Source organism: Streptomyces sp. NPDC056835, from assembly GCF_042789485.1.
Taxonomy (GTDB): Bacteria; Actinomycetota; Actinomycetes; order Streptomycetales; family Streptomycetaceae; genus Streptomyces.
The window spans coordinates 1-11554 of the sequence record NZ_JBHUBB010000012.1; the positions used below are offsets into that span (position 1 = coordinate 1).

Here is an 11554-nt window from a genome sequence, read left to right on the forward strand (position 1 = left end):
GGCTATGCCCCGGCAAGCCGGGGCATAGAGCGCGAATTGCGCAAGCGCAATTCGAATTCCCGCGTAAACGCGGGAATAGAATTCCGTAAACGGAATTTCGAAAGAAGGAAGTCAATTCGCGCAAGCGCGAATTGAAGGCACCCGCGCAAGCGCGGTCGCCGGGGCTGGCAGTGAGGGGTGCATCACGCGCGGGCCTGTGTAGGGCTTGGGATTCCCAGCCGACACCCCTACAACGGATGTGACGGATCGTCGGCCTAACGTGGTGCCGGCCTCACCGTAGTGACGGGTTCCGCTGCGCTCCACCCGAACCCCTCTCCTGTGGTCAAAACTGTCCCAACGCCTTCACCAATGCTCGGTTAGCATACAGGACAACCGGTCGACCGTGGGCGAGAATGAGTCATCTATCACCCTGGGGAGCGAAGTTGGCGTGCGATTGATGCATCACGGGTCATGGCTGTGTAGAATTTGGGATCAGACACCACACCCCAGCGCCGCGCACCTCGTGCTGCGATTCCCTTTCTGATTACGTGCCGCATTTCGCTAAAAGGAGAACACGGGCATGGCCGTGAAACTGCGTGACCATCAGGTCGAAGCCGTTGCCGCCATTGTGCGGGGCTTCGATATCCCGCCGGGCGGTATTCCCTGGAACGGCCTTCGCGGGCAGGTGCACGCCGCGTGTGGCACGGGAAAGACGATTATTGCGGCGGCTTCCGCTAAGCGGCTTGTGCCCAAGGGGCGCATTCTCGTGCTGGTGCCGACGCTGGACCTGCTGGCGCAGACGGTGAAGGCGTGGCACGACGCCGGGCACAAGGGGCCGGCGGTTGCGGTGTGCTCGCTCCAGGACGACCCGGAGCTGTGGAGCATGAAGGTGCGCTCCACCACAAACCCGGTACAGCTGGCGCTGTGGCACGGCTCCGGGCCGGTGACCATCTATGCCACCTACGCGTCGCTGGGGGTGCTCACGGAGGCGTTCGAGGGCGTCTATGGCCAGCAGCTCGCCCCGGTAGACCTCGCGGTGGTTGATGAGGCGCACAGGACTTCGGGGTCGATGGGTAAGGCGTGGGCGGACATCCACGACCAGACGAAGATCCCTGCGTTCCGGCGGCTGTACCTGACGGCCACGCCGCGGATCTGGGAAGAGCGGCTGAACCGGGAGGTCGCGGAGGGGGTGCGTGACCCGCTGCCGCGTGAGATGGCGGCCTCCATGGACGACGAGAAGGTCTTCGGGCCTGTCCTGTACAAGCTCTCGCTCGCGTCGGCCGTGTCCCGGGGCCTGTTGGCGCGGTACCAGATCATCGTCTTGGAGCTCCAGGACCCGGTCGTCACGCCGGAGCGGCTGATGGGCGAGGAGCGGCACACCGAGGAGGTTCGCGGGCAGCGGCTCGGGGCGCTCCAGGCCGCGCTCCTGCACACGATGGCGCAGCACGACCTGTCGACCTGCATCACCTTCCACCACCGGACGATAGAGGCACAGGCTTATGCGGAAGGCCTGGAGCGCGTCGCGGCGAAGCTGCACGCCGACCAGCCCGAGAAGTACCCCGCGCAGACCTGGGCGGACTGGCTGTGCGGCGAGCACGTCCCCGAGCGTCGGCGGGAAGTCCTGGGCAGCTTCGGGTCCACGACGCTGCGGGCGGTGCTCTCGAACTGTCGTGTCCTGGGCGAGGGCGTCGACATCAGAAGCGTGGACAGCGTCGCCCTGCTGGACCCCAAGGGAGCGCCGCACGACATCGTCCAGGCCATCGGCCGGGCGCTCCGTCAAAAGCCCGGACAAGGGAAAATCGCTTCTCTCATCGTGCCGGTATTTCTCCAGCCCGGAGAAGAGCCGGAGGACATGTTCACCTCCGGCTCCTACCGGCCGTTGGTAAAAGTTCTTGAAGGTCTCCGAGCTCACGATGAAGAGGCCGTGGAGTTGCTTGCCATTCCTCAGGAGCCGCAGAAGGACATGGCCCAGCCCTCCGAGAACATCGGCACCCCGCCGGAGGAAGGCGAGGAAGAATCCCGGTTGCTGCTCCGTTTCGCGGCCCCCCGGGATCCGGTGATGGTCGCGGACTGGGTCAGCTTCAACGTGATCGACACCGAACGCCAGGACTGGGCCCGCGGCTGGGCGAAGCTGAAGACATACGTCGAGCGGGTCGGAAACGCCCGCGTGCCCTACGGACACCGCGAGGGCGCAACTCCCCTTGGGCAGTGGGTCGCGGAACAACGACGCGCGTACGGGGCTGGGCAGATGACCGGGCTGCGCGCCCGGCGGCTGGAGCAACTCGGCATGGTGTGGTCCGTCGCGGACGAACGCTTCCAGGAGAACCTCGAGGCGGCCCGCGCCTACTACGCCGACTACTGGACGCTGTGTGCGCCCCGAACCGCGACTGCGCTGGACCGGAAGGTGGGGCAATGGCTGTCCAACCTCCGCCGCCCCGGTGCACTGGCCGAACACTCCGAGTGGGAAGCCGCGTTGAAGGAGATCGACCCGGACTGGAACCCGCAATGGCCGGCCGAATGGCAGCGCCACTACGCCGCACTGCGCGAACTGGTCGCCGACGAAGAAGGCCAAGCCGGCCAGGTGGAGGTCCTGCCCGGCGTCACCGTGCACGGGATGGACGTCGGACGGTGGCTCCAGAAAAACCGTCAGAATGCCGTCTGGCAGGAGCTGATGGAGGGGCAGCGCGAGCGCCTGGAGGCTATTGGCGTCGTGCCGCTCCAGGCGGAGCAGGAGACGCCCGCGAAGGCCCCCAAGGGCGTTTCCCGGGCCTTCGATCGCGGTGTTGCGGCCTTGGGACAGTACGTGGCGCGGACGGGCTCCGTGACGGTTCCCAGGGGCCACGTAGAGCAGTTGGAGGACGGCACGGAGGTCAGGCTCGGGGTGTGGCTGACCAACGCCAAGAGCCGCCGCGCGAAGCTCGCCCCCGACAAACTCGCCGCTCTCGCCGAACTCGGACTCGACTGGGCGGCGTAGCACGAGATGGGCGGTTGCGTAGCCGAGTCGGCGGGGAGCGGTGCTGAGTTGAATGGGACGGACGTAACGGTTGTGGTCTTCGTTCTAGGATGGCGCGAGGGGCGCCGGGTGGCATACCGCGGTCATTTGCTGACTGGCTGCCTGCGGTGGCGTACGTCAGGAAAGTGAGCAGGCGCGTTGTACCTGAAGAGCTTCTCCGTCAGCGGGTTCCGCTCACTGACCGATGTCCGTGAGATCCCGGTCCGCAAACCGACGATCTTGGCCGGCCACAACGACGGTGGCAAGAGCGCTGTGCTCGACTCCCTGCATTTTCTCACCGGATCGCAGAAGCTCAAGGAAGACGACCGTACGTTCGTGGCGCAGCCCGGCGGACAGGAGCTGAAGGCTGGCTCTCCTCCTCAGCGGTGCGAAGAGACCGTGGTGGTCGGGGAGTTCCAGCTCGACGAGTGGGAGCGGGTGGAGCTTGAGTTGCCCGCACTGGTACGGATTCGCCGCCGGGCCGGTCAAGACCGTGTAGGGCACCTTGAGTACTGGGGCTCGTTTCCTGATGACGAGCGACTGCGTGACCTGTCGTCGCTTCTGGTCCCGGCGCTGAAGGCATTGGTCAAGGAGTACGAGCTAGACCCGGCGAGCGGCAAGAAGGAAGACCTGCAGAAGGCACTGCGCGCCTACGCGCGTGAGCACTCCAGTGGCGAGACATGGCTCCCCGCGCCCTCGTTGCTCGATAAGCGGATGCCACGGCTGTTGCCCTTTGACGGCAAGATCGCTCACCCTGATGCGGAGATCAAGAGTGCCCTGAGCGGCCGATTCAAGCAGTACATGGAGGATCCGCAGCTCAGAGGCAAGCTGAGTGAGCTGGAAGACCAGGTAAAAGATCGTCTTCGGACCGAAGCCAAGTCTCTCTGCGATCACATCCAGCTGCGCTGCCCGGACCTGACTGACGTATACGTAGATCCGGACGTCTCGTTCGAGCATGGCTTTCGCGGCGCCCCGCTTCGGGTGGCCCGTGCTGCCGGCGAGTCCGTCGGACTGGAGGGCTCGGGGCTCGGCCGCAGCAGACGAGTCGCCCTGGCCGTGTGGGAGTGGACCAGCGAGTTGCTAGCCGAGGAGGAAGAGGAGCAGCCCGCGGTCCCAACCGAAGAAGAAGACGCCAAGCCCCCTGCGGTGCAGACGATCGTCATCTACGACGAGCCCGACACCCACCTGGACTACCACCACCAGCGACGCGTCATGCAGCTCATCCAGGACCAGAGCGCGCTGTCACACGTCTCTGTCATCGTCGCCACCCACTCGTTGAACCTGATCGACGGTGTCGAGATCTCCGACGTCGTCCACCTCAAGCTGGAGAACCACCGCACCGTCATCGAGCGGATCGGAGCCGGAGTGGTCGGCGACGAGCTCGAGCAGCACCTCTGGAAGATTGCTGCCGGACTCGGCTTGCGGAACTCCGTGCTGCTACACGAACGCTGCTTCCTCGCAGTGGAAGGCGACACCGAGCAGCGCGCCTTCCCGCTGCTGTTCAAGCTCTGCGAGAGGCTGTCGCTCCAGGCAGCCGGCATCGCCCTGTGGGCGTGCTTCAACAATGAGGGAGCGCTGCATCTGGCACGCTACCTCGCCGAGCACGAGCGGTCCTTCATGCTGGTGGTCGACGCCGACAGCCGCAATCTACCCAAGAGCATTTTCAAGCCCGCTAAGCTGACCCAGTTCTTCGGTCCGCGCGCGGCTGATTACGTCAAGTTCATCGGCGAGCCCGACCCGAACCTCCCCGGCGGGGAGAAGTTCAACGAGCTCGAGGAGGCCTTCACCGACGAGGTCTGGGCTCGTGTCGCCAACAAGATCTGGCCCAGGATCGAAGGACTCTGGGCACCCGAGGACTTCTTGCAGTTGCGCGGGGGCAAGTTCAGTGATGCGGTCAAGCAGACGCTGCGGGAGCAGAGCGAAAGCGGTCCTGGAGGCAAGCCCGACATGATGTATCAGCTCGCCTCAGCGCTCGAGGACCCTCAGGACGTCCCGGAGCAGCTGCGTCTCGTCTTCAGCCAGCTCAGGAAGCTAGCGGCATAGCCGCAAAACGCAAAAGCTGGTTACCGGACGCACGACGCCGCCGGGCCAGCATCCTCTCCTTGCGCTGCTCCAGCGTGGGCGGCTCCCACTTGTGCCAGCCCACCGGCGGCTTGTACCGCTGCATGTGCTCCCGCTCGTCCACCCCGCACCAGCGACACCCACTCGGCAAAGGTATATGCAGGTCAGAACTACTGTCTGGTGCAGACATCAAAGCCTCCCTCCACTGCCATAGATTCTTCCCCATGCCACTGACATCAGCCTTCCGAAGGAAGGAACAAAAGGTATATATATTGTGATTGTGTCCGTCCCGAGAGTGGGGTATGGCGGCCCCGGCGCAGGCGAGGCCCGGACGGGCTCTGTGAAAACCCCAGGACCCAGGTAGATGGCGGGCGGTACCGAGGTCCGGCTTGGGTATTCCTCTCCAAGAGCAAGAGCCGCCGCGCCAACTCAGCGCCGGCAAACTCCCGTTACTGGCCGACCTCGGACTCAACTGGGCTGCCTGACCCGGGGCGGGCGCCGTGTTCGTTTCTGCGGCAACGGGACGGCAAAGGTGGCCCCCTCCGGCTTCTGTGAGGCGGTCCTTCGTGAAGGGCCCGCACGAGACAGGGCGGCTCTGGGCGCAGCTGTCGTTTCGTTCTGGGCGTGCGTCCTGGAGTCTCAGGAGGGAGCACGTTGCCGTTGCCGACACGAATAGTGCTCGGGCTTGTCTTCTGCGTTTCGGAGGCTGGCCGGTTGACCGCAGATGTGGCAAGGCGGGATCAGCTGGCCGGAGGCGTCGATCGCGGGCCGGACGGGTTGGGGTGTCACCTCGCGGGTATCCAGGACGACGGTGCGACTCTCGTAACGCCGCTTGGGCTCGTTGCGGACTTCCGTGGCTGGCCGGTCTTCCGTGCACAAGGCTCGCCGGTCGCCACGGCGGACTGCGCTACGGTCCTCGCTCGAAGACTGCTCCTCCGGCCCGTTCGCTGACAGATATCGGTCCCACTGGTCGGAGGGGAGCCAGCCGTACATGCCGTTTCGGCGAAAGGGCACGCGCGCTCCGCCGGCCGCTTCGACAATGAACCGGGTGAGGGTCAGTGCCGATTTGCTTGTTTCGTAGGCGGCGCTGGACTGGTGCTGAGGCGTAAGGATCAGGTGCTGACGACCGCAGTAGGCGTCGGACAGGGGGTTCTGCGGGTCGTACGGCTTTTCTGGGCAACGGGCGATGGCTCCGGTAGGGCTACATCGCACATCTTCGATCACATAGTTCCCGTCCCGGATCTCGATCGGGTTCTTCTGCACGCGTATGACGGATGCCGGCAGGTTGGGCGTGCGCACGTATGGGACCGTGCCGAGGCCGTCGTGATCGGGGTCCGCGAAATCCCAGACGGATCGGATGTCGGCGCGGCGGCGAAAACCCTCACGGCGACGCATGGTGCGGGCGGACTGAAGGCTCAGCTGGGGCTCGTAGCCCAGGACAATTCCGTTGTCCCCCTTGATGCGAACGTCGAGCCGAGCACGACCGTCCGGTGTGGCCGACTCGATATCGGCTCGGTAGCCATGGTCTTCTGAGTCTTTGGCAACCCGTTCCTTCCTGGCCAGATGCTCGTCGGACTCGTGGCTGATGGGCTTCTCGCCTGGCTTCCGGTAGTGGGATGCCAGCCACACGCCGTCACGCTGGACGAGATACATGGCAACACGTCTGCCTCGAAGTTTCCGGCAGTCCGGGCAGATGAGTCCCCGCCGGTCGACGGGGACCCGTCCACGCATACTCAGAAGCGTCTCCAGCAGTCCCGGCACTTCAGGGATCCCAAGATCGTCCCTCTCAAGGTCCAGGTCGCGTCCCGCCGGCTCGTAGCAGACGGGGTTTCGAAACAGCTCTTCATCGCTCTCGGGCTCAATATCGTCTTCACTGTGACTGTCCAGCACGGCTCTGCTCCTTTCAGCGAGCATCGTGGCCTTGCCGTTGCGGCCCAGGCGGCGCTGGGGCTAGAGCTAGGGCGGAGCGTGATTCGTGCTGATCACGCAAGTTCGGTCACGTGGTGTGTGCTGGTTCGCCCCGCTTCAGCATGGCGGGTCCTCGGCCGTCCCGGTAGGTGGCCACCACGTGACCGCTGACGAGCGGAGCGCGAAGGCGTGCAACGTCCCGATCCGGATTGTGCTGCCCGTCGGCCTGCGGCTAGGGACCGGACATCACGACCATGTGTGGTCAGCGTGAGGCAGGCGGGAGTGCGCGTTCGAGGAAGTCGAGCCGGGCCTGGCGGGGCAGTGCGCTGTCGAGTCCGAGAGCGGTGCGGATGGAGTCGGCGCTGGCATCACGCGGGATCTCAAGGCGTTGTTCGGCGTCACCGATGATCTCACCGATGAGATGGTGGGCGGTGCGGGGGTGGTGGCGGATGATCCAGTCGAGCATCTTCGTCACTGGCGTCGTGATGCCGTAGAAGGTCGTCGGTCCGGTGTCGCCCAAGGACTCGTCGAGTTTCTTGCCGTAGGCGAACTCGTCGAGGACGGCGTGCCGCACGGTGACAGCCAGGTCGTGCACGTCGATGATGCTGTCGGTATCGGTGGCCACGCTGAGGGCGAGATCGTCGGCGATCTCGTGGACGGCGCTCTCGGTGCGGAACCGCAGCGCCCATCGCTTGCGCCAGTCAGGCCGCTCCCACAGTGCACCGAAGAACCGGCGGGAGAGCCGCTGACGCAGCTCGGACAGGCCGATCGATAGATCACCGTCGCCGGAATCGAGCTTGGCGGCCGCGCTCTCGGGGGATCGGTCGCGTTCCTCCGCCCAGTCCTGTGCCACCGGGCGCGCCCAGAGGCTGCGGCCGTTCACGGTGGCCTGGGGCGGGGGTACGTCGCGCTGGTTACGGGCGATGTAGGCGCGCAGAGTGGAAGCCGCGATGTTGGCGATCTTCGCCATCTCCGGCACTCCGATGAGCTGGTCTGCGGCCAGCTCAGGCGCGGACAACCGCACCACGCACCGTTCTAGAGGGCGTGTGTCGGAAGGCCGGTGGGAAGCCCACAGTGCTAGATGGTCGTTCCAGGGGTCGGGAGGCACGGATGCCGGGTCGAAGTTGGCGACCTTCAGCAGGCGGCCGCCGCCGGGGTGGGCGTTGTCGTCGAGCAGGTCTGCGGCGGTGATGGTGGTCGCGGCCTTGACGGGCCGGTGGTCGAAACGCTCGCCGGGGACGTCCCACACCTGGTCGGGCCGGTACCAGGTGGTGCCGTCCCACCAGTAGCCGCCCTGCCTGAACAGGAGTTGGGGGCCCCACCAGTTGCTGTGCCAGGGGGAAGCGTCACTGTCCGGAACCAGGAGCACGGTGCGGCCGTGCTCAGGGTGATGGCGGACGACCCAGGCCAGATCGTGGCGGATCGGGTCGGTCGTGAAGGCAAGCCATGAACCTTGCGTACCAGAGACCCGATCCCAGCGTCCCCACGTGCCTGCCTCCTCGTGGCGTCCGATGGCCTCGATCGCAGCAGGGTCGTCGAGGGGGATGTGGCTGTCGTCGACGAACGGCAGCCCGGGGACGGGGTGGTCGGTGTGCAGGCCGTTGGCGACCGGCTCAAGACGATACATCGTGCTGTACTCCTCAAGTTGAAGTTGCTGTAGATAAGTACAGCACATGTACTGCCCTAAGTGCAGCACCATGAAACCCGCCGCACAGAACGGCTTGGTGAGGGAACGCCTGCGAGCCCGTGAGGAAGCGTCTGACGGTGACGCAGCGCGGGGGCGCTGACTTACCGCCGCCGTTCGCCGCGCCAGGGTTGCGCACAGGATAGGGTTAAGTATTGGGATAAGTTGTTGGATAAGCAGTATCGAGGTGAGGGTGCAGGCATGGCATCTGAGGAAGAGCTGTTCGCGTCCGTCGACGCTCTGTTGAACGAGGAGCCGCACCTGCCGCCTCCGGCGGAGCGGGCCCGGCTGCGGGAGGCCGCCGGCATCACGCAGGCCCGCCTGGCCACCGCGTTGAAGACGACGACCCAGTCGGTGAAGAACTGGGAGAACGGCCGCAGCGAGCCGAAATCGCCGCGCCTGGACGCATACCAGCGGCTGCTGAACGGGTGGGCGGCGAAGTACCCCGCTCCCGGCGCGGCTCCGACAGCCTCGGTTGCCGCAACGGCGCCCGCGGCGTCTACCGGACCGGCTGCGTCCCGGGTGGAGACGGCAGATGCCCCGCAGGCTCCCGCCGTTACAGCTGAGGCGCTGGCGCGCCCGCCCTTCCGACCCACTGCGTCACCGCGGCGTCCGGCCACGAAGACGGCGGCGCAGCCCGCGGCCGACCCGCGCTTCCTGCACGGGCCGCTCGCGGTCCTGGACGGTGACGACTGCGCGTATGGCGTCGGCGGCATCGTGCTCGACTGCCCGGCGACCACGGTGGTGGAGCTGGTGGAGTGGACGTTGCGCAAGTCCGGCCTCGGTGCGCCGCGCCTGCACCGCAACGGCAAGGACAGCGACCCGCTGATCGTCCTCACCGCCGCAGCCGCCGTGAAGCTCGGACTGCCTGAGCGCCTCGAGGGTTATGAGCAGCGCCGGTCCCTTCGGCTGCCGGAGGATCATCCGGTGGTCAAGCAGGTGGTGAAGGCAAAGTGGCGGCTCACTCAGCGGGGGTTCGGCCCGTGGGCACGCATTTACCGCAAGGCGCAGGGGCGTGAGCGGCAGTGCGTACAACTGGCGGTCCTGTCCTGGGACGCCCTTGATGAGCGGTCCTGGCCCGGCGTGAGCCAGATGGAGCCGGCCGACATCGCCCGTGTCCTCGGCGTCTACGCCACCCGGGTCATCACCCCGCGCGGCTCCACCGCCGTCTCGGGGCTGGAGCTGATGACGGCGCTGCGCCCGCCCACTCGTGCAGTGCGCGACGAAGCTACCGGGAACTGGGTGTCCGCCTACAACCCGGGCTCGCTGGGCACGGAGCCGATGGACCCGGCGCCGCCGGAGGCCACCGCTGAGCACCCCGTCGTCGTGGACAGCGGCTGGACCGGTGGCTTCATCAATGAAGAGGCGTACCAGTGGGTGCGGCCGGTGGACCTGCTCACCGATGAGGAGTGCACGCTGCCCTTCGCAGTCGGCCTGGACCTCAACACCGCGTTCCTCGCCGCCGCGGCCCGCCTGGTCGTCGGCCTGTCCGCCCCCGACCACTTCGTGGGCCCGAAGTTCAACCCGAAGATCCCCGGGAGCTGGCTGGTCGACCTGTCCCACGTCGAGGTCGACGCGCGCCTACCCTCGCCGTTCACGCCGGACGGCACCCGGCCGACGGAACCTGCCTGGTACCAGACACACACCGTCGCCTACGCCCAGGAGCTGGGCTACAACGTGGCCCCCCTCGAGGGATACCTGCGGCGGGAAACCGGCGCGTACCTGGACCCGTGGCACGACCACCTCAAGACCGCCTACGTCGACACCCTCGCCGACCTCGGCGTCACCCGGGACCTGTCCGACACCGATTTCCTCGCCGCGATGGAACGACACAAGGACACCGACCCGGGCATGGCGGCCGTCCTGGCCGCCATCAAGGCCACCGTCAAGGGCGGCATCGGCAAGCTCCGCGAGCGCCCGCAGGGCAAGAAGTACAAGGAGGGCGAGCCGTGGCCGGCCCTCCAGCGGCCGACCTGGCGCCCCGACATCCGCGCCGCCGTCATCTCCAAGGCCCGGGTCAACATGCACCGCAAACTGCGCAACATGGCCACCATGACCGGCCTGTACCCGCTCGCCGTGCTCTCCGACTGCGTCGTCTACCCCTCTCCAGGGGAGAGCCCGCTGGACTTCCTCCCCTACGCCGCGTCGGGCAAGCCGCAGCCGGGCGGGTTCCGTCTCGGGCCCACGCCGGGTCTGGCAAAGCTGGAGGGCGTCCAGTCGATGCTGTGGGCAGTTGACCTCATGGAACAGGGATACAACCCCGCCCGCCACATCAAAGGCGGCGACGCCATCCTCGACGAAGGAGAGTAGGCGCTGTGGGAGAGATCGACGACGCCATCGAACGCGCCGACCGGGAGGGCTTCACCCGCCAGCCGCCCAAGACACTCCAAGCACGCATCAACTTCCTGATAAAGCAGCTCAAGACGACCAAAGCCGTCGCAGCGGAGCTCAGGGTGAGCCAACGGTCGGTGGAGCGCTATCGCAAGGGCGAACGCAAGCACCCGCCCAAGGCGATCGCGGACCGGATCGACGACGCGGTACGGCAGCGGTGGCAGCCGCAGGTCCGCAAGCGCCGCCAGAAGCAGGCCGCCACCACGCGCGGCATCACGGTGGAGACACGGGCCCGGTTCGGGTACACCGCGCCCATCGGCACGACCGACGACGGGCGCTTCCGGCGCCTGACCGTGCATCTCCCCCCGGCGTACGCCCAACGCCTGTTCGACGCCCGCAACACAGGCGCCGACGACCAGCAGATGCGCCAGATCATCGCCGAAGGACTCAAAGCAATCTACTTCCAGGACAGCGGAAACCGCGCTCTGGGACTCTCCGACGTCACCCTCAACGACATCGACTACCTCGACCTCGACTACTGACCTGACGCTGGCGCACACAGTGACTCAGCGAGGGCCTTCCGCAGCTGAAGTTGGGCG

At 66.5% G+C, this 11554-nt stretch carries 6 protein-coding genes; 4 read left to right on the top strand and 2 right to left on the bottom strand.

Annotated elements, in window-relative coordinates:
* Window positions 1-559 precede the first annotated feature (559 nt).
* Together ACFRMN_RS15585 and ACFRMN_RS15590 are read left to right on the top strand one after the other, a co-directional pair.
* The gene (locus ACFRMN_RS15585; protein ID WP_383019097.1) at window positions 560-2953 is read left to right on the top strand and encodes a Helicase associated domain protein; all 2394 of its coding nucleotides are present in this window, start codon (window positions 560-562) and stop codon (window positions 2951-2953) included.
* Window positions 2954-3130: 177 nt separating this feature from the next.
* Window positions 3131-5014: an ATP-dependent endonuclease gene (locus tag ACFRMN_RS15590; RefSeq protein ID WP_383019100.1), complete on the top strand. Its 1884-nt coding sequence runs from the start codon at window positions 3131-3133 to the stop codon at window positions 5012-5014.
* A gap of 657 nt (window positions 5015-5671) precedes the next feature.
* Here ACFRMN_RS15590 and ACFRMN_RS15595 read toward each other — a convergent pair.
* A complete protein-coding gene (locus ACFRMN_RS15595; protein WP_383019102.1) occupies window positions 5672-6922 on the bottom strand; it encodes a hypothetical protein in 1251 nt (416 codons plus the stop codon).
* 280 nt (window positions 6923-7202) lie between these two features.
* Window positions 7203-8567: a hypothetical protein gene (locus ACFRMN_RS15600; RefSeq protein ID WP_383019104.1), complete on the bottom strand. Its 1365-nt coding sequence runs from the start codon at window positions 8565-8567 to the stop codon at window positions 7203-7205.
* A gap of 258 nt (window positions 8568-8825) precedes the next feature.
* Here ACFRMN_RS15600 and tap point away from each other — a divergent pair, with 258 nt between their 5' ends.
* Together tap and tpg are read left to right on the top strand one after the other, a co-directional pair.
* Window positions 8826-10934 (top strand): telomere-associated protein Tap, encoded by a 2109-nt coding sequence (gene tap, locus ACFRMN_RS15605; protein ID WP_383019107.1) that lies wholly within the window; start codon window positions 8826-8828, stop codon window positions 10932-10934.
* Window positions 10935-10939: 5 nt separating this feature from the next.
* Window positions 10940-11497, top strand: a complete 558-nt coding sequence (gene tpg / locus ACFRMN_RS15610; RefSeq protein ID WP_383019109.1) for a telomere-protecting terminal protein Tpg — start codon at window positions 10940-10942, stop codon at window positions 11495-11497.
* Window positions 11498-11554 lie beyond the last annotated feature (57 nt).